Below are 22,215 nucleotides of genomic sequence, written 5' to 3' on the forward strand. Positions count from 1 at the left end.
GTTCACGAAACGGTCGGGGACGACGCGGCTCGGGACGACGCGGCTCGGGCGTCGAGCAGGCGGGCCAGATCGGCGAGCACCGGATGGCGGGTGAGGTCTTTCAGGGACACCGCGCGGTCGAGCCGGATGGCGAGTTGGAGCGCTGTGAGTGAGGTGCCGCCGCCGTCGTCGAAGAAGTGGGCGTGCCGACCGATCCGGTGCTGCGGGATGCCGAGCACCGCGGCCCAGGCGGCGGCCAGGCGCTGCTCGGTCGGTGTGCGCGGTGGTTCGCCGATCTCGAACGCCGCTGCGGCGGAGGTGTCGTGAGGTCCGGTGTGGTCGAGTTCCCCGGCGAGCGATGCCAGGGCCTTGCGGTCGACCTTTCCGTTGCCGGTCAGTGGGAGGCGATCGCGCCAGTGGAAGGCCGAGGGGACCATGTAGGCGGGCAGCTGCCTGCTCAGGTGCTCTCGCACGGTGTCGTCATCAGGCGGGTGCTCACCGCAGCAGAAGGCCACCAGGCGCCGGCCCCGATCGCCCTGGGCGACCGCGACGGCGCCGGCGCGCACGCCGGGCACCTTCAGCAGGGCGTTCTCGATCTCTTCGATCTCGACGCGGAATCCGCGGACCTTCACCTGGCTGTCCCGGCGGCCGAGGAACTCCAGCTTGCCGTCGGGCAGCCAGCGGCCGTAGTCGCCGCTTCGGTAGAGCCGGTCGCCGGTGCGGTAGGGGTCGGTCGTGAACGACTGGCGCGTGCGCTCGGGATCGTTGACGTAGCCGCGGCCGACGCAGACTCCGGCGAAGACGATCTCGCCGGGTGCGCCGAGCGGCACCAGTGACAGGTTGTCGTCGACGACGCGGACCCGCACGTTGTTCACTGGACGGCCGAGCGGGATCCGGTCGGTGTCCGGCGCCTGGTCCATGACTTCGTGGTTGGTGTCGTCCGACGTCTCGGTGAGCCCGTAGGCGTTGACGAGCGTGATCCCCGGCTGGGCGCGGAACCAGCGCTCCACGAGGTCCTTCTTCAGGGCCTCGCCGGTGACCGACACGCACCGCAGGTCCGGCAGCTCACGCGGGCACTTCTCCAGCGAGGACAGCACGGCGTCGAGGTAGGAGGGCACGGCCTGCAGGACGCTGACGCGGCCCTCGGAGATCGTGTCGAGGTATCGCGGGACGTCCTCGATCACCTCTTGGGGAACCAGCACTGTGCGACCGCCGGCCACGAGCGCCGCCAACAACTGCCACAGGGAGATGTCGAAGCACTGAGGCGCCGTCTGGGCGACGACCTGGCCCTCACTGATCCGCAGGTCGTCGATCTTGGCGTGGATGTGGTTGAGCATCCCGGCGTGTTCCAACATCGCTCCTTTGGGCTCGCCGGTGGAGCCGGAGGTGAAGAAGATGTAGGCGAGCTGGTCCAGGGGCACGTCGAGGTCCAGGTCGCCGGCCGCGTCCGTCGCGCCGTAGGCCGCCTCGACCAGCAGGGTCCGCACCCCGGGCCGTGCGTCCACGGCTCGCGAGAGGGTGGTGGTGCTGCCGGGCTCGGTCAGCACCAGCCGGCACCCGGCACGCGAGAGCATGGTCGCGATGCGGTCGGCGGGGAAGTGCGGCTCGACGGGCAGGTAGACACACCCGGCCTTGAAGACGCCCAGGACGGCGGCCGCCCAGTCCACGTTGCGTTCCGTCACCACCGCGACGACGTCCTCGCGCCCCGCCCCAAGCCCGAGAAGGGCCCGAGCCACGTCGTTGGCACGCTCGTTGAGTTCGGTGTACGTCCACTGCCGGGTCCCGTGCACGATGGCCACGCTGTCGGGGTGGTCCCGTACACGCTGCTCGAACAGGGCGTGGACACAGCGCTGCGGAAGCTTTCGCCGCGGCCCGGCGAGACCGTCGAGCTGGAGGCGGACCTCCTCCGCGGACAGCAGGCTCTGCTGCCCGTGCGGGGCGGCGGGATCGGAGGCCATCAAGGTCAGGGCGGTCAGGTGGTAGCCCACGATGCGCGCGGCGCACGGGGCGTCCACTGCATCGCGTCGGTACCGCAGCCGCAGGGTGTGTCCGCTGTCGGTCCACGTGGACATGACCTGCCATACGGTGCCGGCGGGGAGCTCGCGGAGCTCAGCAGCCGTTGCGGCATCGGCCTCTCGGTCGGCCGGGAACGCGGCGAACGAGGCTTCGCTCCGGGGACCGGGCAGCTGCAACTCGCGCTCAAGGTCCTCGACCGGGGCTTGCTTGTGCGCCAGCAGGTCCATTTCGGCACGCCGGGCTGCCCGTACCAGTGCCCTCCAGTGGGGGTGATCGGTCGTCAGCCTGCACGGCAGCGGCCGGGCGCCCGGCTCGGCGATGTAGCCGGTCGTGACGTTGTGCTCGCCGGACAGGGCGCCCAATACCTTGGCGTGCGCCGCCAGCAGGATCGAGCTGAGCGGCACGGCCGTGTCGTCGGCCAACCGGCGCGCTGCGGCCATGACGTCCGGGGGGATCGGCACCTCGTGCTGTGCCACGCCCGGCACCGGGGTGAGCGTCCAGCGCGGAACGGTGGTGAACCCGCCGCGGGTCAGGACGGACCGCCAGAACTCCTCGTCCCCGGGCTGGAGCACAGGGGCGTTGGGTGCGAGGGTCATCGGCTGCTCCTTCCCGCGTCGTCGTGGCCCCGCTCCAGCTCGCGGGCCGGATTCCCGCCCCACCGGGAGTTCTGCGGGACCACCTCTCCCTTCATGAGGAAGGAGTCCGCGGCGAGCACCGCCCCGTCGCCCAGCGTCACGCCGTAGTGGACCAGGGCACCGACACCGATCGTGCAGCCACGACCGAGAGTGATGCTCTCGGACTTGAACGTGCCGTCCTCCTGCGAGTGGCACTGGATGATGCTTCCCGCGTTCAGGATGCACGCGTCGCCGATGGTCACCATCGGCCGCTCGGTCACGTAGCTGCCGTCGTCGAACACCCGGTGCCCGATCCGGACGCCCAGGAGCCGCCAGATCACGTTCTTGAACGGAGTGCCGTTGAACAAGCGCAGATACGTCTCGGACGGCACCTTCCAGTACCGCTCACGCCACCAGAACCGGGGATCGTAGATCGAGCAGTACAGGGCACCTGGACGGCGCGCCGCGGTGACGAGACGCTCGACCAGCACGAAGTACACCGCGGTGAAGACGACGACGAGCACATCGGCGAGTGCGATGGCAGGCGCGCCCAGCCGGGCGTAGGTGTCGGCCGCCCCGGCGGCGAGCAGGGCGGCACACGTGAGGTAGATCCACCGCGCCAGCAGGAACCAGCCCATGGTGGCCGCGTTGTGCTTGTTCTTCGCCGCAAGGCCACGGCGCAGCTCTGCTCCGCTCCTGGACCGGTCGAACCGGCTGTCGCGCAGGACCGTCCTGGGGATCTCGAAGCTGGGTGAGCCCAGCAGCCCCACGCCTTCCCGGATTTCTCCGTCGACAGGCACCATGACCTTCGTCGCCAGAAGGCAGTTGTCACCCGTGCGTGCCCGCGCCGGATAGGCGATCCGGTTCCCCAGGAAGCTGTGCGCCCCGATCGAGGCCCGGGATACCTGGAAAGCGGTGCTGGAGAAGTCGGCATTCACGATCGACAGGCCGTCGGCGACCATCGTTCCGCTGCCGACGGAACTCATGAACGGCGTCTCGTGCCTGACTTCCATGCCGAAATTCGACCCCGTCTGCTCGATGCGGGAGAAGTCGTAGCCGATGGCGCGCAGATAGTGCACGATGCAGGAACTGTCACCGAACAGACGCGTGAGGATTCGCCTGTTGGTGAGCCGCGAAACGGCTCGGTGGACGGAGTGGCGCCATCCGTACAACGGGTAGTCCCGGCCCGGTACGACGGCGCGACGGAGCACATGGGGAAGAGCGCTGACGAGCAGCAGGCCGAGGATCACGCCGCCGAGGACGAGCACGGCGGCGGCCACCGCCACATCACGGTAGAAGGCGCCGTTGGTCAGGACCGCCGGGCCCGGCTCGATGACCGAGTGGAGTTGCGGAATCGCGACGAGCAACATGATGGTGCCACCGACCGCGAGCGGCACGTACACAAGGAAGGCGGTCGCCAGTTGCAGTGCGCTGTGCAGGGCTCTGCGCAGCGTGGCGTGCGGCGTCTCGCCCACGACCTGGAAGTCGGCCTCGGTCCGCTGTGCGGGGGACCCGTGCCAGCGCTCGCCCTCCGGCACCGCCTGCCCGCTGTGCAGCGAGGAGGCATGGCCGAGCTGGGCTCCGTCGCCCAGCGCTGTCCCGATGTCCATCACCGTGGCTTCGCTGACCAGCACCGACTTCCCGATCGTGACCGGGCCCGGCTCTATCACGCCCGCTCGGGCGCGGTAGCAGAGGAAGAAGGAGTCCTTGCGGATGACGGTGCCCTCACCGATGGTGAGCAGGTCGGTGCAGACCGGCACGTTGCGGGAGAGGATCACGGCACCTCGGCCGATGTCGGCGCCCAGTGCCCGTAGATAGAACACGTACAGGGGCGAGCCGACGAACAACGTCAGCGGGTTCATACGGATCAGTGTCCTCACGACCCAGAAGCGGACGTATCCCAGGGACCATATCCGGATCTGCCCCGGCTTCCACCGGCCGATGAGCGTCCACTTCACCAGGATCGGAAGGGCGCACAACGCCACGAAGACGGCACCGCCGAACAGCACCGACCGCACATACACATCGAGCAGGCCCGACCTGGCGGAGATCCACTCGTACCCCCAGGCGGTGGCCGTCGCCGCGACGTAGGTGTAGCCGAGGAAGGCGAGGGCCTGAAGGATTCCGCACAGGACGTAGTCCGCCATGCCGGCTGTGTCCCCGAGCCGGGCGCCCGTGGTCTGCGGCTCCCGGGCAGGAGCCTGGGCGGGCGCGGGGGGTGTGGGCGTGGTGCCGGGCACCGCTGCCGCCAGACTTCGAATCGTGGGGTGTTGATAGATCTCCTTCATCGACACCGAGGGCAGGTCCGCCCTCTTGCGCAGCCGCGCGCAGAAATGCGCCATCACCAGGGAATCGGCGCCCAGGTCGTCGAAGAAGTGACTGTCGGCCTTCACCTGCTCGATGCCCACGACCTCGGCCAGCACCTGCGCGAGAGCCTGCTCCATGTCCTCGGCGACGAGCGGTTCGGCCGGCTCTCCCTGTCGGGTTGCCTGGAGAGGCGGGGAAGGCCCCGCATCAGGCGGTGCTTCGTCGACGGCAGCCTGACCCCCTGGCCGACTGTTGCCTGCTGCGCTTCCGCGTGCGCCTGACGCGAGTTTCGGTTCTGACCCCATGCCTTGTATACGAGTCACACGCACTGGCGTATTGGATGTTCGTGGATTTTTCTCACATTCCGGGCATGTGTCTCGTCCAGCAGAAGGAACAGGGCGGGTGAAGGAGGGTCCGCGCCGCCGCCCCCACGAGTCGAAGGCGCCCGGCTCGCCCTGCTCGGCCGCAGCTGAGCTCGGCCGTTCACCACCGCACATGGCGCCCACCCCCTACGCCTGGTGGGAGGCGTCGAAGTGGGCCGTGGCGAGCACCCTGCCGTCGGACGACGTCAACCGGACGCCGGTCAGCTCCGAGGGATCGACGGGGGCCGGGCCGCCCCAGTAGCCGTAGCCGTCGTGCAGGGCGAAGCTGCCGACCCGGACCGAGGTGCCGTCATGGCGCTCCAGCTGGAGCGAGGCCGCCCCGCTGTACGGAATGCCGGCGTCGGCGAGGTCGACGGTCATGTAGACCCAGCCCGGAGAACCGGGATGGGCGAAGACCTCACCCGTCGACTGACTGACCCGTGGGGACGTCAGCCCCGCCCAGAGCATGCGCGCTCCCGCCTCGGCGGGGCGCGAAGGCCCGGTCGTGACGCCCTCGATCGCCGTGCCGACCGCCCAGCCCCCGAACCCGAAGGCGAGGGCCAACGCGGCCATGGCAGAGGCGGCCCTCAGCCGGACCCGTCCCCGCAGGCGGCGGCGCGGGAAGCCGGACCCGCGGGCCTGCGGACGCCCCTCGCGCACCGGCACGCCCTGCGTCAGCACCTCCGCCACCCGGGTCTCGAACCCGACCGGCGGCTCAGCGCACGGCAGCAGCCCGATCAGCCGGTCGCCGACGAGGGTCAGCTCCTCGACGTACTCCCGGCAGTCCGCGCAACGGTCCAGATGGGCGACCGCCCCGGCCCGCTCACGTGCGGGCAGCACGCCGAGAGCCAGCTCGGGACCGTCCTCCCGCAGCTGCTCGCAGGTCACGTCACGGCACATGGTCGCCTCACTTCGGAGACGCGAGGGTGGTGCGCAGCTTTCCCATCGCCGCCCTGATGCGCGTCTTGGCGGTGCCCAGCGGGATCTTCTCCCAGTCGGCGATCTGCTGGGCCGTCATTCCGTAGATGCCCGCCATCACCAGGGCACGGCCCTGTTCGCGCGGGAGTTCCGCCACGGCCGCCCGCAGCCGGGACGACGCCTCGTCGGCGAGGGCCCGGTGCTCGGGCGTCTCGCTGACGACGTCCAGCATCGCGTCCAGGTCCTCGGGCGCCACCGGCTCCGGCCGCCGGGAACGGACGGCGTCGATGGCAAGGTTGTGGGCGATGGTCGTCAGCCAGGTCATCACCGACCCGCGGCGCGAGTCATAGATCTGCGCATGACGGCACGCCCGCTCGAACGTCTGCTGGGCGATGTCCTCAGCGAGCTGCGGATCCCCGGTGACGGCGATCGCGACACCGACGACCCGGTCCTGGAACCTCCGTACGAAGCCGATGGCGAGCTCCGGATCACCGGTGGCCAGCCCGGACAGCAGAGCCTCGTCCGGGAGACGGCCCACGGAAAACCGGAACCTCTGCACATCAGTAGATACGGTCCGCAGGGGCCACGGGATTGCACGGCCGCCGCCCCGCACTCCCAACGGGTCGCTGGACCTGCATCCCGAAAAGTCGCGACCGAGGTGACCACCGACCTGCTGTGTCGTCCGGCGGCAGCTTCGCAGGTCCCGCGGAGGACAAGGTGCGGGTCGTGGAGGAGCTGACCCGGGCCGGCGCCGGCGCCCCGGTCCGGGTGCCGCGGCGGGCCGTGTGGGCCGTCCGTGCTGTCGCTCGGGTCACTGCGGGCGCGTGGTTCACGGTCGGCGTGTGCGCGGGCCACGGAGCATCGACGACGGACGCCAGCGGTACGAGCATCACCTGCGCACCGAGCGGCAGCAGGTGGCGTTGGACCTACTCCTGACCGGTGGCGGCAGACCGCACGGCCGCGGCCGGCCCTGGCGCTGCCTCAACGGCGACGCTCTGCCAAGAGATGCAGGCATCATCGGTGCGAGCTGGTCCCGGCCGGGTCGCGACTCGCCGAACAACCAGGTGACGCAGGGCGGCACGGCAACTGATAACGATCTTGGCGTACACCTTGTGTGACAGCTCGCCGTCCTTAGCCTACGGACACGGCATTTCTCTCAAGCCGCCGCAGAAGGACACGTCTGGCGCCGGAACTCGACGACGAGCCCCTGCGCCGACTGCTGAAGTCCCTTCTGGCGACCACCAAGACCGGCACGATCGCGACGACGGACCTGTGCATAGCCCAGATGTCCCGCCTCATGAACCAGGACACGGACGACTGGGACCGCCGCACCCACCGCATGTCCGTCCTGGCGGACTACCTGTCCACGTCGTATCTGCCGTCGGCCTGGGCCACTCGTGAGCCCCGCAACGCGAACGCGCTTGTCCTGCACGCATGGACGCGGCTCGTACAAGGCCGCTCCCAGGGGCACCTGGAGGACGCGGCCAAGGTCACCGAGAGCTGCTTCCGGGCCGCCGAGCTCGCACCGGAAGACCCCGCTCCCTGGGTGGTGCTGCTGGGAGTGTCCCGTCTTGAACTTTGGAAGCAGCAGCAGGTGTTCGCCGTGTGAACGAGGTGCTGGCACGCGACCCTTGGAACCGCGAGGCGTACCTGAGCATGCTGCGCTATCTCAGCCCCGAGGAAGCGGGCTCGCGCATCCAGGTGCTGGAGTTCGTCGACGCCCTGTGCGCCCGCATGCCCGCAAACGCGCCCTGCGCGGCAACGGAACTCACCTCCCAGGTCCTGCAGTACCACGCCGTCCTCGCGCGAGGCGGAATCGAAGCGCTGGTGGCGCGCAACCACTGGTCCCACGGGGCTGCGGCTCAGGCTCTCGACCGTGCGGCACACACCTGGGTCCAGCCGGCGTTCTTCCGCCATGCCGCAGCACTTGCCGACCTGAACCTCCTCGCTTACGCGCTGACGGCGGCCGACCGATGGCAGGAGGCCCGTCCGGTCTTCGAGGCACTCCGCGGCACGGTCACCGGCTGGCCCTGGCACACCGGTGGCGACCCCCTGACCGAGTCCGAGCAGGCACAGAGCAGGGCCGCCGCGTGACGAAGCCCTCCCGAGGCCATCATCGGTCGTGGCAACTGCTCGCCCCGGCACGGGCGGCGACCGCGGCCGCCACGATGGCGACGAGCCAGGTCGTGCCGTCGATCAGTTCGCGCGCCGCGTCCAAGTGACCGCTGTGGCAGACGACTTCGGTGAGCACGCGGATCAGGTTGTGCCGTACGTCAGGCAGCCGCCAGGTCGGCCAGATCTCCACGGGCCAGGCGGCGGGCTCCTGTTGGTCGTGCTGGACGACGGCGAGGTCGAGGACGAGCTGGTGCCGGACATGGTGGAGGTGCTGACCTCGTTCTGTGCCCGCCTGTACGGGCGCCGGTCGGCGAAGAACCGCGCCCGCAAGGACCTAGAGGCCGCCCGGCATGGCTGACCTTCGTTCGATCAATCCGCCGTTTGTTGCTCTCGGGCCGTCCGGTGTCGCGATCCGCACCGGCCTCAAGCACTTCACCAGCGAGGATGACAAGGTGCTGTGCCTGGTAGGCGCGCACCTCGGCTCCCTCGCCTCGAAAGACCTTAAGCTTCGAGGAATCGACGACGGACCACCGGGAGAACTCTGCGTATGACCAGTGCCACCCCTCTGCCGCGGCGCGCGTGTTCAAGGCCGGCGTCGCCGTTTCCACAGCCGTACTCCTCCCCGCCGTGACGGCGTCGGCCGCATCGGCGACGGAGCGCGCGGGACTGCGCGGCCCCGAAGGCGAGTTACGTGATCTCGAACAGCGGTACGCCGCCCGCCTCGGCGTGTACGCCCGGAACGTCCGCACCGGGCAGGTCGTGGCCCACCGGGCGCAGGAGCGGTTCGCGATGTGCTCGACGTTCAAGGCGTTCGCCGCGGCGGCGATCCTGCGCGACCACGACCGCTGCTCGCCGTTGGACAAGGTGATCCACTATCCACCGGCGGACCTGCTTCCCAACTCTCCGATCACCGAACAGCACGTCGACACCGGCATGACGGTGGGCGACCTGTGCACGGCCGCCATCCAGTACAGCGACAACACGGCGGGGAACCTCCTGCTGCGCCAGATCGGCGGGCCGGCCGGCCTCACCCGGTTCTTCCGCTCGGTCGGCGATCCGGTGAGCCGGCTCGACCGCTGGGAAACCGACCTGAACACCGCCGTCCCCGGCGACCTGCGCGACACCACCACACCGGAGGCGATCGGCAGGAGCTTGGAAGGGCTGACGCTGGGCAGGGCACTGGCCGGCACCGATCGCCGGCAACTCGTCACCTGGCTCAAGGGCAACACCACCAGCGGCGAGCGGTTTCGCGCCGGGCTGCCGCAGGACTGGGTCGTCGCGGACAAGACGGGCACAGGTGACTACGCGACCGCCAACGACATCGGCGTGGCCTGGACGAGGAACACGCCGATCGTGCTCACCGTGCTGTCTTCGAAGGCCACACAGGACGCCCCGGTCGACAACACGCTGATCGCCTCAGCGGCCCGCATCCTGGCGCGCACCCTCGCCAGGGGCGAGTGACGTACCGCCCCGCTGCCAACGGTTCAGGGCGCGGCGGTCGCCCCGATGCAGGGGCACCGTGGGGCAGTTACCTCTACGACCTGAACGCACTGACCGCGGTGCACGCTTCGCGGTGCCGGCGTCCCCACCGCGGCCGCCGGCACCACTCCTCAGGCCGGCACCTCACGATGCCGGAGGCAGCCTGTCCGTCAGCGTGTCGGGAACGAGACGGCCTACGAGGCTGACGCGGAGGCCGAGGTGCTCGGCAGCGGAGGCAGGGGCACGGTCGGCGTGGGGGTCGGGCTCGGCGTGGCGGTCGGGGGTCGGAGTCGATCGCCTGCACGAGGTCGTCGATCGCCTTCTGCAAGGCGGCCAGCGCATCGCTCGCCGGGTCCGCGGCCACAGCTGCCGACGTCTGTGCCCGGAACTGGGCGAGGGCGTCCTGCGCGGCGCTGCCGAGCCTCTGGGCCTCGACGGCGGGCAGTCGGCCGTTGTCGGCCTCCAGTACGGCGTTGGCCAGGTCGGCGACCGGGGCGAGCCGGGGGTCACGAAGGCTCTTGAGCTGTACCAGAAGCGCGTCCGCGCCGACGACGGATGTGCGCGGAGAAGCCGCATGGCTGCGCTCGCCGGCCGAGTCGCCCGCCACTGCTACGGGGCCGGCGATACCGACCAGGAAGGCGGCGCAGAGCACGGTGCAAGCGGTACGTCGTGTGGGCAGACCGCACATGGGTGTTCCTTTCGGTGAACGTCGGATCTTGAGCCCACCGTGTAAGAACTCGTGGCCCTGTGCAACCGATCGGTCACCCAGCCAGCGGTCCCGCCATCGCCGCATCGTGCCTGATGAGGTGGCCGGACAACGCCCACTCATTTCGCGGACCTGTTCGGCGGAACGGCACCGGCCGACCCTCCCGAGACACCACCTCCATTCGAGGCTGCTGTTTCACGTCCGGGCGTCCGCAGTGGTACGGCCGGACCCAGACGGCGACGGTCCGGTCCGGACCGGGTCGCGGTGGGGCCATGCCCCCGGTAGGCGGTTACGGGGATGCGAGCGAGGCGTGCCTGAATGCCGGGTGCACGGCCAGTGGGTTCAGGCGCCGGCGGCCGTGACGACCGCGTCCGTGGCGAAGCCGAGGAGAAGACCCATCAGGATGCACCAAGTGGTGAGGGTCTTGAGTCCGGTCCTGCGGGCGACGGCCAGCAGTTCGATGACCACGTAGAGGATCGACCCGGCGGCGAGGCCGAGGAAGGCGATCGACAGGGTGTCGTCGACCAGGTGCTGGCCGACGAGTGTGCCGAGGAAGGTGGGGCCGCCGCCGATCAGGCCGAGCCACAGCAAGGTGGGCCATGAGGGGCGCTCACCGTCGGCGGCCAGGGGGGCGACGATGCCGAAGCCCTCGGTGGCGTTGTGCAGGCCGAATCCGATGATCAGCAGGAGGGCGAGGGAGAGTTCGCCCTTGGCGGCGGAGTTGCCGATGGCCAGGCCCTCGGCGAAGTTGTGCAGGCCGATGCCGGTGGCGATCATCAGCGCGAGGGAGCCGGCCTGGCTGCGTGTCCTGGGTGCCAGTTCGGCGGTGGCGGCGGCACCGGGCCCGGCGGGCCGTGCGGCGGCGGTCCGGCGGCGGGTGATCCAGGCGTCGTAGTGCACGAGCCCGGCGAGTCCGATCGCCAGGCCCGCGGCCAGGGTGGCGCCCCCGGACGCGACCGTTGCCCACTCGTGCTTGCCCAGCGCCTCGTCGACCGGCTCCCAGGCATGGGTGAGAACATCCCACACGAGGAAGGTCAGGATGCCGATGGCCACGGCGTTCAGGGCCGCCTTGAGACGGGGGGTGGGGGTGCGCAGGCGGCCGATCGGGAGGCCGAGGTAGATGGTGAAGCCTGCGATCGCGCCGAGCAGGGCGATGTTCGCGCTGGACATGGGGAAGCTCCGGTCTGACGTGCGGGGACGCGCTGAACCTAAGTCAGGCGAGCCTTACCTAACAACTCCCGGAGGCCGACTTCAAAGAAGCTTGGCGATGTCATTACCGAGTGGTGCGGCAAGCTGTTCGCACCCTCCCCCAGACAGTCGGTAGCAACGCAGGGCGGTCCTCAGCAAAAGAAGCGGGATTTCGACGGTTTCACCTAATCTCCTTGGCGATATGATGGAGCCGTGGGACTGGATCACACCTCGCTGACCACCCTCGCCGCCCTCGGCGACGATCTGCGCCGCCGTATGTTCGAGTTCATCCGGCAGGAGCGGCGCCCGGTCACGCGCGAGGAGGTGGCCGACAGCGTCGGGATCTCCCGCAAGCTGGCCGCGTTCCACCTGGACAAGATGGTGGCGGTCGGCCTGCTCCACGCCCACTACGAATCCCCCGCCGGCATCCGCAAGGTCGGCCGCAGGCCCAAGGTCTATGAGCCGATGGTCGATGCCGTCTCGGTAAGCATCCCCGAGCGTCGCTTCGGAATGCTCGCCGACGTCCTGACCGAGGCCGTCCTGACCGAGACCGAGGCCGAATCAGCCCGTGACGCCGCGCTCCGCGTGGCATACCGGCGCGGGGAAACCCTGGGCGGCGCCGAACGCACACGGACACGCCCCGGGCGGGTCGGCGCCGAGCGAGGGCTGAGCCTGGCCGCCGACACGCTCGAGGAGTTCGGGTACGAGCCGGAGCGTGCCGCTCCCGCCCTTTTGCGGCTGCGCAACTGCCCCTTCCACCCCCTGGCGGCCAAGGCTCCGGAACTGGTCTGCGCCGTCAACCAGGCTTTCCTGGCCGGCTATCTGCACGGCCTGGGAAGCGACAAGACCACAGCGGTGCTGGCCCCGCGACCCGACGCGTGCTGCGTCGAACTGCGCGCGGACGGCGCGCCAAAAGGCCCCTCGGCACCGGGAACCGCCTGCGCGCGGTGAGCCGGCGGCAGGACGGACTGCGCGGAGCATCCTTCGTCGATGCCGTGTGCTGTCCGTCGTCGACCGGGGGACCCGACGCCGGGTCCGGCCGGGGAAGCGCCCCACGTACGTGCTCGCGGGAGCATCTCATGGTTACGAAGAGTTTTATGCACCGGGCTTCGGCTCCCGCGGAACCGGCAGTCCGGCAGACCGTCACAGCGAGGTCATCCGCGTCCGACTTCGGACTCCTGCTCATCAGGCTGACCTTCGGACTGCTGATGGCCGGGCACGGCGCCCAGAAACTGTTCGGGCTCTTCGGCGGCAAGGGCCTGACCGCGACCGGACAGGCGCTCGCAGCCCTCGGTTACCGCCCGGGCAAGGTCTTCGCCACGATCTGCGGTCTGTCCGAGTTCCTCGGCGGCCTCGGTCTGGCCGTGGGGTTGCTCACCCCGCTCGCGGCCGCCGCCCTCATCGGCGTGATGATCAACGCCATGGCGACCGTGACCGGCGCCCACGGCCTGTGGGAGACCGACGGTGGCGTGGAGTACGGCGTCTGCATCGCCGTCGTCGCCCTGGCCGTCGCCGCCATCGGCCCCGGGCGGCTGGCCATCGACCGGCTCTTCCGCTGGGGTGCGGGCGGCTGGGCCGAGGGTGCCTTCGCCCTGGGCCTGGGCGGAATCACCGCCGCCATCACGCTCAGCCTCTGAGTCTCCGGGGCAGCCGTCACCTGCAACCCGTGAGCGGAAGCTCAAGTCCGGTCCGCGGGTGGCGGCGTCAGCCCTGACCATGCCGTCCGACGCGCGCCTGACCAGGGAAGTCGCTGACCTCCGCACACCCGCCGTGAGTTCGTGCGCTCAGAACGCCGACGGGTCGATGGCGGCGTTGGTGGCGGAGTGGTGAGGAGCCACAGGACTCGCTGCCGGACCCGCTGCCCTCCAGCCCGTATGCGCACAGGGGTTCCTCTCACCTCACGGGTCTGGGTGTCTTGACGACCTGCCTCGATAAGACCAAGATTTGTTGGTGCAATAGGAGGTCGCGATGACCGGGGCGCCGACCGGTCAGGGCAACGAACGGCAGCGCGGCGGTCGCGACGGAGGCCACGCGCCCGGTGCCCAGTGCGAAGCAGTCGTACAGCGGACAGCAGTCCTCCTCGGTCGCCGCCCCGCCCTTCAGCGCGAGGCGCCGCAGGGCCCGCCGCATGTCCTTGGCGGTGTGACGCTCGAGCGCCGACTCCAGCCGGACTCCAGCCGTTCCCAGGGCACATCGTCCAGCGCCTCCAGCGCCATGCCTGCCACTCACGCCCCCGTGGCCTCGGCCGATCGGCCCGGCGGACATCCTGCCTTCGAAGGGCCGCCGCTGCAGGAAGTCGAGCGGCGTACCGGCCCGAGGCCTGGGCGGCTCGCGCCGTGTCCGGGTCCGGCGCTGGGACCAGCGCCGCCCCACCCACCATGAGGTACCGGTTCCCCCGATTCGCTCCGACGTCTGCCACTGCCCTTGAAGCGTCGGCCGGCCCTCGTGACCGATCAGGATTCGAGAAGCACCGGTCACCGAGGCCCGCCTAGGGTGACCTCCACGGATTCCAGCATTCCTTCGAGGATCGCGACGACGTGGACGCGGCGGGATGCATTGATCTCGGTCGGCCCCGCCGATCCGCCCGGCACGGGGAAGGCCGGCCGTTACGCTCGAAGCCGGTCTGATCGAGCCAGGCGATCCCCACGGAGACCGCGAAGGCGGCCCGCCCGACAGATGGAGACACCATGAGCATGGCCACGAGGACGGACACGCAGTCGCCTGCGCCGCACGTCGCCGACAGCCACGATCTGATCCGCGTGCACGGCGCGCGCGAGAACAATCTCAAGGACGTCAGCGTCGAGATACCGAAGCGCCGGCTGACGGTGTTCACCGGCGTCTCCGGCTCGGGCAAGAGCTCTCTGGTGTTCGACACGATCGCCGCGGAGTCGCAGCGGCTGATCAACGAGACCTACAGCGCCTTCGTGCAGGGCTTCATGCCGACGCTTGCCCGGCCCGAGGTCGACGTCCTCGACGGGCTGACCACCGCGATCATCGTCGACCAGCAGCGCATGGGTGCCGACCCCCGCTCCACGGTCGGCACCGCGACCGACGCCAACGCGATGCTGCGCATCCTCTTCAGCCGGCTCGGGCAGCCGCACATCGGCTCTCCCCAGGCGTTCTCCTTCAACGTCGCTTCGATCAGCGGGGCGGGCGCGGTCACCATCGAGCGCGGCGGGAAGACCGTGAAGGAGCGGCGCGACTTCCAGATCACCGGCGGCATGTGCCCGCGCTGCGAAGGCCGGGGCATGGTCACCGACATCGACCTCACCCAGCTCTACGACGAGACCAGGTCGCTCGCCGAGGGTGCGCTCACGATCCCCGGCTACAACGCGGGCGGCTGGAACATGCGGCTCTACAAGGACTCGGGTCTCCTCGACCCGGACAAGCCGATCCGCGACTACACCGAGACGGAGCTGCACGACTTCCTCCACCACGAGCCGACCAGGATGAAGATCAGCGGTATCAACATGACCTATGAGGGGCTGATCCTTCGGGTCCAGAAGTCGTTGCTCGCCAAAGACCGGGAGGCGATGCAGCCGCACATCCGGGCGTTCGTGGACCGGGCGGTCACCTTCACCGCCTGCCCCGACTGCGACGGCACCCGGCTGAGCGAGGCGGCCCGGTCGTCGAAGATCAAGGGGATCAACATCGCCGACGCCTGCGCGATGCAGATCAGCGACCTGGCGGAGTGGGTCCGCGGCCTGGACGAGCCGTCGGTGGCCCCGCTGCTCGCGAAGCTGCAGCACACGCTCGACTCGTTCGCGGAGATCGGCCTGGGCTATCTCTCGCTCGACCGGTCGTCGGGCACGCTGTCGGGCGGCGAGGCGCAGCGCGTCAAGATGATCCGCCACCTCGGCTCCCCACTCACCGACGTGACCTACGTCTTCGACGAGCCCACCACAGGCCTGCACCCCCATGACATCCAGCGGATGAACAACCTGCTGCTGCGGCTGCGGGACAAGGGCAACACGGTGCTCGTCGTGGAGCACAAGCCGGAGGTGATCGCGATCGCCGACCACGTCGTCGACCTCGGCCCGGGCGCCGGTACGGCGGGCGGCTCCGTCTGCTTCGAGGGCGCCGTCGAGGGCCTGCGTGTCAGCGGCACCATCACGGGCCGCCATTTCGACGACCGGGCCGCGCTCAAGGACACGGTGCGCAAGCCCACCGGCACTCTGGAGATCCGCGGCGCGACGACGCACAACCTGCGGGGCGTCGACGTCGACATCCCCCTCGGGGTGCTGGTCGTCGTCACCGGCGTCGCCGGCTCCGGCAAGAGCTCCCTCGTCCACGGGTCGATCCCCGCCGGCGCGGGTGTGGTGTCGATCGACCAGAGCGCGATCCGCGGCTCCCGGCGGAGCAATCCCGCAACGTACACGGGACTCCTCGACCCGATCCGCAAGGCGTTCGCCAAAGCCAACGGTGTGAAGCCGGCGCTGTTCAGCGCCAACTCCGAGGGCGCCTGCCCCACCTGCAACGGCGCCGGTGTCATCTACACCGATCTGGCGATGATGGCCGGGGTCGCCACCACCTGCGAGGAGTGCGAGGGGAAGCGGTTCCAGGCATCGGTGCTGGAGTATCACCTCGGCGGCCGCGACATCAGCGAGGTGCTCGCGATGCCGGTGGCCGAGGCCGAGGAGTTCTTCGGCGCAGGCGAGGCGCGCACGCCGGCCGCGCACGCCATCCTGCACCGGCTCGCCGACGTCGGGCTCGGCTACCTCACCCTCGGCCAGCCCCTCACCACGCTGTCCGGCGGCGAGCGGCAGCGGCTCAAGCTAGCCACCCACATGGCCGAGAAGGGCGGCGTCTACGTCCTCGACGAGCCGACCGCCGGCCTTCACCTCGCCGACGTCGAGCAGTTGCTCTGCCTGCTCGACCGGCTCGTCGACTCCGGCAAGTCGGTCATCGTCGTCGAGCACCACCAGGCCGTCATGGCGCACGCCGACTGGATCATCGACCTCGGCCCCGGCGCCGGCCACGACGGCGGCCGCATCGTCTTCGAAGGCACACCCGCCGACCTCGTCGCCGCCCGCTCCACCCTCACCGGCGAGCACCTCGCGGACTACGTCGGCAACTGAGCGGGGCGCTCGCGACAGCGTGAGACGGGTTCCCTCCTCCTTTCACATCTGACCGGCTCTCGCCGATCACCGCGAGTTCGCGATCGCACAGACGCCTCTGGCCGCCGCACGGGCACCACCTGCCCGCCCTTCCCTGCGGCGGCCAGTGCGGCGTTCTTCCGCCGACGCCGCGAGTGTCCGCCTCGGACCGAGCCGTGCGGGGGCGCATCGGCGACATCGCACGGCCACGAGTTCGTGACGAGCGTTGACAGGTACGGCTCCAGGGGCGCAATCTCATCCCGCAATCACTTGCCAAAACGATTGGGCAGAGCATGGGCAGGCGGATCGGGATCAAAGATGTGGCGGCGGCCGCCGGAGTCTCCGTCACGACCGTCTCCCACATCCTGAACGAGGTCGAAGGCAAGCGGATCAATCCCGAGACCCGGCAGCGCGTCATCGAGACGGCCCACAGGCTGGGGTACGCGCCCAACGGCCTGGCGCGGGGGTTGCGGCTGAAGCGGTCGAACACCGTCGGCTTCGTCAGTGACCAGATCGCCACCACCCCGCACGCCGGGCGGATCATCCTGGGGGCGCAGGACGCCGTCGCGGAGCACGGCCTGCTGCTGCTCATGCTGAACACCGGCGGCGACCCGGAACTGGAGCGCAAGGAGATCGATCTGCTGCTGCAGCGCCAGGTCGACGGAGTCCTGTACGCGTCGATGTACCACCGGGTCGTCGAGGTGCCGGAGCGGCTTCGCACGGTGCCCACCGTGCTGCTGGACGCACGCTCGGACGACCTGTCCATGCCCTCGGTGGTTCCCGACGAGGTCCAGGGGGGCTACACGGCGGTGCGTGAACTGGTGCGCCATGGTCACCGCCGGATCGGCTTCGCCACCAACGTCGACGACATCCCGGCCACCCACGGACGCCTCGAGGGATATCGGCGCGCCCTCACCGAAGCCGGCTTCGCCCACGACCCGCGGCTGGTCGTGGCCGAGACCTCCGACGCCACGGGCGGCTACCGCGCGGCGCTTGCGCTGCTGAGGGCGACACCGCGGCCCACCGCGCTGTTCTGCTTCGCCGACCGGATGGCGATGGGCGCCTACCGCGCCGCCGCCGAACTGGAGCTGTCGATCCCTGCGGACCTGTCGGTGATCGGCTTCGACGACCAGGAGCTGATCTGTGACGGCTTGTTCCCCGGGCTGACCACCGTCGCCCTGCCGCACTACGAGATGGGGGCGCGCGCAGTCGCGCAACTGCTCGCGCTCACGGGTGCACCCGGACGGGAGCCTGGTCCGGTCACTCAAGAGATGCTGCCGTGCCCGCTGGTGGCACGGGCATCGGTCGCTCCGCCGCCCCGACTCTGACCCCGGAGACGGCGAAGCACCACCGATACAGGCGGCCGCGTCACCGGCCGCCGGCACGGTCTGCCAGGACCGTGCCCCGTCCTGGGCGACGAGCCGACGCCGGCCGGTGAGGTCCTCGCCGACTTCGAGGGCAGCACGTACACCAGCCCCATCGGCGACTGGACCACCACCGGCGACGCCTTCGGCACAGGACCGGCCCGGGGCACCCTGCCCGGCCAGCAGCAAGTCTCCGGTCACCTCGGCGACGGACTGGTCGACACCTTCCTGGACGGCGACGCCGCCACGGGCACGCTGACCTCGCCGGCCTTCACCATCGACAAGAAGTACCTGGACTTCCTCATCGGCGGCGGCTACCACCCCGCCGGCTCCGACGCCCCCACTGCGGTCGAGCTCCTCGTCGACGGCGCAGTGGTGCGCTCCGCCACCGGCGCCGACGCCGAGCACCTGAACTGGGCTTCCTGGGACCTGTCCGACCTGCATGGCAAGCAGGCCCAGATCAGGATCGTGGACGCCGAAACCGGCGGCTGGGGACACATCAACCTCGACCAGGTGGTCCTGTCCGACACCCGGGCCAGACCCCGCTCCACCGAGACCGGCGTCAACCTGCTCATCGACGGCAAGGTCGTCCAGAGCGCCACCGGCTCGCACTCCGAGAACCTGGACTGGGCGTCCTTCGACACCACCGCCTACAAGGGCAGGCAGGCGCGGATCCAGGTCGTCGACGCCGAAACCGGCGGCTGGGGACACGTCCTCGCCGATCAGTTCACCGCCGCCGACAAGCCTGCCCTGTCCGCCACCCGGCGCGCCCACTGGCTCGACTACGGGCGGGACTTCTACGCCGCCAACTCCTGGAACGACGCTCCCGGCGGACGACGGGTCATGGTCGCCTGGATGAACAACTGGGACTACGCCGGGAACATCCCCACGAGCCCCTGGCGCAGCGCCGACACCTTCCCCCGCCAACTCTCCCTGCGGACCGTGAGCGGCAAGACCCGGTTGGTCCAGCAGCCGGCCGGCGAACTGGCCACCCTGCGCGGCACCGACGTCCGGGTGCCCACCACCACTGTCACGGACACCACCACCCCGCTCGGTGTGCGCGGCAGCACGCTGGAGATCAAGGCTGATCTCACCGCCGGCAGCGCGACCCGATTCGGCCTGGACGTCCGCACGGGCGCCGGGCAGCGCACCCGGATCGGCTACGACACCAGCACCGGTGAGGTGTACCTGGACCGCACGGCATCAGGCGCAGTCGACTTCGATCCCACCTTCGCCGTCACCGAGCGGGCCCCGCTCGCACTCGAAGGCAAACCCTTGCACCTTCGCATCCTCGTCGACGCGTCCTCGGTCGAGGTCTACGCCGAGAACACGCGCGGCGAACAGGTCGTCCTCACCGACCAGATCTACCCCGACCCCTCCAGTACCGGCGTCGACGTCTTCGCCGAGAACGGCACCGCCACCTTCAGCGGCACGCACGCGTGGCAGCTGAAGTCCATCTGGCGGTGACAGCCTCAAGTTCGGGCTGCCGGCGGCGACGGGCGCAACGCCTGACGCCGGCAGCCCGAACATCCGATGGAGCCCCGACTCGCCGAAGCCATGAGCGAGCAGCTGCCGTCCGATCCCCGCGAATTCGGTGAGCCAGTCGCGTCGTGGTCCGCTGCGGGCCCTCCGGAATCCATGACGGCGGCCCCAGAACGCGGCCTGAACGGCGTGGAACTGGGCCCAGCGCCGGACGTGCGCGCGATCGACTTCCGCCGTCTCGGCGAAGATGTCCAGGACGCGGTGGACAGCCCGACGTAGGTCGTCCGCTTCGAGCAGCGTCAGGGCGCGCGACTTGAGCAGCGTGCCGCCGTCGTAGGCGGGATCTCCCGCACACCCCTTGGGATCGACGGCCAGCCAGGGCTCACGGTCGCCACGCAGGATGTTTCCGGCGTGGAGATCGCCGTGCACGAGAAGGTCCGGCTGGACACGACCCAGATCTCGGACGGTCGCGACGGCGGTGTCCACGACAGGACGCGGCAAAGCGTGAGCCAGGTCCCGGGCGTCCTTGCGCAGCCGCTCCTCCCAGACATCGGCCTGCTCACGCAGCCGGGGCAGACCGGGCGGGGCGGAACAGCCAGCCGGCGACTGATCCGCCCCGCGACCGTCACCACCTCATCGCCGTCTTCGACCTCCGCCAGGGTCGACGTGTGGACCCGCTCGAGCAGCATCGAAACGGTCGTCGTCGCGCTCGTGCAGCAGGACGGCTCCCCGTCCACCACAGGCCACGAACGCATCCGGCTCATGGACGTTGCCGGGATGAGGAAACGACACCTTCACGACTGCTGTGGCGCCGTCTCCCCGTCGGACCGGGACGATGATCCCGACACCCCCGTGCACGACCTCGCCGTCCAGCCCACATCCCCAGCGCCGCAGCAACTCGTCCACGATCCGGGGCAGTTCGGCGAGCCATGCCGCTCCCACCTCACCTTCGCGCTCCACCGTGGTCCGCGCGAACGTTTCCGGTACCTCGATCATTCGGGAACCTTATGCGCCTGCGTGACACGGACGCCGAGCACGGGCGGCCGTTGTCCGCGTGCGTGAGGGCAGTCCAGGCGTTGAAGCAGTCGTTCGAGCCGGACGGCCGATGCGCTTCGGTGTACGTCTGGGTGTTGGACATGCTGATGCCGAGCCGCTTGTGAAGGCGCAATACGCCCGCAAGCGGATGGCACTGACTTCACCCGAATGCGCGTCAACGCCCATGGATAATTTGGTCATACTTCAGGATGATCAAACTGTCAGACTGAAGGTCAGGACTATGGAGGTAAAAGTGCGTCAGCACGTGAAAATCGGAGTGGCAACGGCTGTTACAGCCCTCGCCCTGTTTGGTGGTGCCTCACCGGCCAGCGCATGTTCAGAAGCCGATACGGACCCCGATCAGGCGAACCTGGCCAACAGCGACCTGGCCGAGCAGCTCACCTGCCAGGTCGGCGAGGGCAACAAGAACATCACGATCAATCAGACCAACAACATTTCGATCGGAGGCGATCTCGACGGTGATCTCAGCGATTTCATCTTCCCTCCGGAGCTGGACTGAGGTCCTGTGCACGGCCAGTTAGAGGAATCGTTTTTCTGCGGTCCGGCTCAGAGGCGTCCAATGGCTGCCTTGCTGACAGATCCAGGCAATGGCCGACCGGATCCGGCTCGCCCACCGGGCGGATCAGCAGCCGGCCAGGACCATGAGAAACTGCGTTTCCGCGTCGTCCCGCCCCGCGCACATTCTGGGGACCGCGTTGACGGCGGCCAGGGCTCGGCACCATCGCAGCACACGATGGGGAGACTGGGCGGGAACCATCCTCGCCAGTTGCTCGAGCCTCTGCTCCAACACAGCGAAACCTGTAACTCCCGCAAGTACCCAGTCCACGGCGTCGAAGTCCGCGTCGCCCCACGCGGGCCTCGGATCGATCGCCACCATGCGGGCACCCGGACCGGACAGGACGTTGGCCGGGTGAAGATCACCATGGACAAGTCCCACGGGACCACTGGTGGCGAGTTCCAGGGCCACTGCCCGGGCCTGATCGAGTACCGCCGGGGGAAACAGACCGTCCACGCCCGCTGCCGCCAGCCTTCGCCACGCCCGCTGCCGCCAGCCTTCGATCGGTCAAGTGGAACACGAAGTTGATCCGGTGTGAGAGAGGCTGCAGTACCGAGTGCTCCCCCGGCACGGGAGCAGAGCCCCGAAGGTCCCGCAGCAGCGCCGCGACCCCGGGCAGGTTCCAGGCGAGCTGCCGCACCGGCACCCCCGGCTCGACGTTCTCCAGCAACAGGGCACCGGCGTCGAGGTCGTCGGCCAGCAGGGTGACAACCGAAGGCGTCTGCGCCCAGGCCCGCAGGGCTTCGGCTTCCTCTCGGGCGATGGCGGGCTGCGGTGTGAGTTTCAGCCACGCCGAGGTGCCCGTGTCACGTCTCAAGCACCGGAACACCCGCGAGGTGCCTCCCCCGCCGGTGGCGACGAGATCCAGGCTCCAGCGAGCAGCGAGTTCGCCGACGAGAGCCGGCAACTCGTCACACCAGGCCGACACCTCGGCTCCGAACCGCACGACAAGCCGTTCCCGGGCCTCCGGCGCGACA

The 22,215-nt window shown here is 69.7% G+C and carries 17 protein-coding genes and 2 pseudogenes; 11 read left to right on the forward strand and 8 right to left on the reverse strand.

Annotated elements, in window-relative coordinates:
• Nucleotides 1-2 precede the first annotated feature (2 nt).
• The 4 genes from AB0N14_RS26770 to AB0N14_RS26785 form a co-directional block, all read right to left on the reverse strand.
• A complete protein-coding gene (locus AB0N14_RS26770; protein WP_366028243.1) occupies nt 3-2,591 on the reverse strand; it encodes an amino acid adenylation domain-containing protein in 2,589 nt (862 codons plus the stop codon).
• Nucleotides 2,588-5,053: a Pls/PosA family non-ribosomal peptide synthetase gene (locus AB0N14_RS26775; RefSeq protein ID WP_366028244.1), complete on the reverse strand. Its 2,466-nt coding sequence runs from the start codon at nt 5,051-5,053 to the stop codon at nt 2,588-2,590. The genes AB0N14_RS26770 and AB0N14_RS26775 overlap by 4 nt, the downstream gene beginning before the upstream one ends.
• A 372-nt stretch (nt 5,054-5,425) precedes the next feature.
• A complete protein-coding gene (locus AB0N14_RS26780) occupies nt 5,426-6,178 on the reverse strand; it encodes a zf-HC2 domain-containing protein (RefSeq protein ID WP_366028245.1) in 753 nt (250 codons plus the stop codon).
• Nucleotides 6,179-6,185: 7 nt separating this feature from the next.
• Entirely contained in the window at nt 6,186-6,755 is a 570-nt protein-coding gene (locus AB0N14_RS26785; RefSeq protein WP_366028246.1) for a sigma-70 family RNA polymerase sigma factor, read from the reverse strand.
• Between the two features lie 738 nt (nt 6,756-7,493).
• On the opposite strand from AB0N14_RS26785, the gene AB0N14_RS26790 reads away from it, so the two are divergent.
• Both AB0N14_RS26790 and AB0N14_RS26795 read left to right on the forward strand, forming a co-directional pair.
• Nucleotides 7,494-7,805: a hypothetical protein gene (locus tag AB0N14_RS26790; protein ID WP_366028247.1), complete on the forward strand. Its 312-nt coding sequence runs from the start codon at nt 7,494-7,496 to the stop codon at nt 7,803-7,805.
• The gene (locus AB0N14_RS26795; RefSeq protein ID WP_366028248.1) at nt 7,802-8,290 is read left to right on the forward strand and encodes a hypothetical protein; all 489 of its coding nucleotides are present in this window, start codon (nt 7,802-7,804) and stop codon (nt 8,288-8,290) included. The genes AB0N14_RS26790 and AB0N14_RS26795 overlap by 4 nt, the downstream gene beginning before the upstream one ends.
• A gap of 19 nt (nt 8,291-8,309) precedes the next feature.
• Here AB0N14_RS26795 and AB0N14_RS26800 read toward each other — a convergent pair whose 3' ends face one another.
• Complete coding sequence (locus AB0N14_RS26800) at nt 8,310-8,501, reverse strand: DUF664 domain-containing protein (RefSeq protein WP_366028249.1); 192 nt, start codon at nt 8,499-8,501, stop codon at nt 8,310-8,312.
• Between the two features lie 21 nt (nt 8,502-8,522).
• Here AB0N14_RS26800 and AB0N14_RS26805 point away from each other — a divergent pair.
• The 3 genes and pseudogenes from AB0N14_RS26805 to bla form a co-directional block, all read left to right on the forward strand.
• Nucleotides 8,523-8,669: pseudogene (locus tag AB0N14_RS26805) on the forward strand (IS607 family transposase); the annotation flags it as partial.
• Complete coding sequence (locus AB0N14_RS26810) at nt 8,662-8,862, forward strand: hypothetical protein (protein WP_366028270.1); 201 nt, start codon at nt 8,662-8,664, stop codon at nt 8,860-8,862. The pseudogene AB0N14_RS26805 and the gene AB0N14_RS26810, both read left to right, overlap by 8 nt.
• A 28-nt stretch (nt 8,863-8,890) precedes the next feature.
• A complete protein-coding gene (bla, locus tag AB0N14_RS26815) occupies nt 8,891-9,772 on the forward strand; it encodes a class A beta-lactamase (protein WP_366028250.1) in 882 nt (293 codons plus the stop codon).
• A gap of 1,066 nt (nt 9,773-10,838) precedes the next feature.
• On the opposite strand, the gene AB0N14_RS26820 is transcribed toward bla, so the two are convergent.
• Nucleotides 10,839-11,666, reverse strand: a complete 828-nt coding sequence (locus AB0N14_RS26820; protein WP_366028251.1) for a ZIP family metal transporter — start codon at nt 11,664-11,666, stop codon at nt 10,839-10,841.
• Between the two features lie 231 nt (nt 11,667-11,897).
• Here AB0N14_RS26820 and AB0N14_RS26825 point away from each other — a divergent pair, with 231 nt between their 5' ends.
• The 5 genes from AB0N14_RS26825 (at nt 11,898) to AB0N14_RS26845 (ending at nt 19,611) form a co-directional block, all read left to right on the forward strand.
• Nucleotides 11,898-12,635 (forward strand): helix-turn-helix domain-containing protein, encoded by a 738-nt coding sequence (locus tag AB0N14_RS26825; protein WP_366028252.1) that lies wholly within the window; start codon nt 11,898-11,900, stop codon nt 12,633-12,635.
• A gap of 146 nt (nt 12,636-12,781) precedes the next feature.
• On the forward strand, nt 12,782-13,321 hold the full coding sequence (locus tag AB0N14_RS26830; protein ID WP_366028253.1) for a DoxX family protein: 540 nt from the start codon (nt 12,782-12,784) through the stop codon (nt 13,319-13,321).
• A 1,050-nt stretch (nt 13,322-14,371) separates the two neighbouring features.
• Nucleotides 14,372-16,762 (forward strand): excinuclease ABC subunit UvrA, encoded by a 2,391-nt coding sequence (locus AB0N14_RS26835; RefSeq protein WP_366028254.1) that lies wholly within the window; start codon nt 14,372-14,374, stop codon nt 16,760-16,762.
• Nucleotides 16,763-17,073: 311 nt separating this feature from the next.
• Nucleotides 17,074-18,108: a LacI family DNA-binding transcriptional regulator gene (locus tag AB0N14_RS26840; RefSeq protein ID WP_366028255.1), complete on the forward strand. Its 1,035-nt coding sequence runs from the start codon at nt 17,074-17,076 to the stop codon at nt 18,106-18,108.
• 411 nt (nt 18,109-18,519) lie between these two features.
• Entirely contained in the window at nt 18,520-19,611 is a 1,092-nt protein-coding gene (locus tag AB0N14_RS26845) for a GH32 C-terminal domain-containing protein (RefSeq protein WP_366028256.1), read from the forward strand.
• A 117-nt stretch (nt 19,612-19,728) separates the two neighbouring features.
• On the opposite strand, the pseudogene AB0N14_RS26850 reads toward AB0N14_RS26845, so the two are convergent.
• Nucleotides 19,729-20,622: pseudogene (locus tag AB0N14_RS26850) on the reverse strand (aminoglycoside phosphotransferase family protein); the annotation flags it as partial.
• Between the two features lie 109 nt (nt 20,623-20,731).
• Between AB0N14_RS26850 and AB0N14_RS26855 the strand changes: the two are divergent.
• Nucleotides 20,732-21,181: a hypothetical protein gene (locus AB0N14_RS26855; RefSeq protein ID WP_366028271.1), complete on the forward strand. Its 450-nt coding sequence runs from the start codon at nt 20,732-20,734 to the stop codon at nt 21,179-21,181.
• A gap of 123 nt (nt 21,182-21,304) precedes the next feature.
• Here the strand turns inward: AB0N14_RS26855 and AB0N14_RS26860 are convergent, their stop codons facing one another.
• Entirely contained in the window at nt 21,305-21,694 is a 390-nt protein-coding gene (locus AB0N14_RS26860; protein ID WP_366028257.1) for an aminoglycoside phosphotransferase family protein, read from the reverse strand.
• Nucleotides 21,695-22,215 lie beyond the last annotated feature (521 nt).

The sequence above is a fragment of the Streptomyces sp. NPDC051104 genome (assembly GCF_040682835.1).
GTDB lineage: Bacteria > Actinomycetota > Actinomycetes > Streptomycetales > Streptomycetaceae > Streptomyces > Streptomyces cynarae.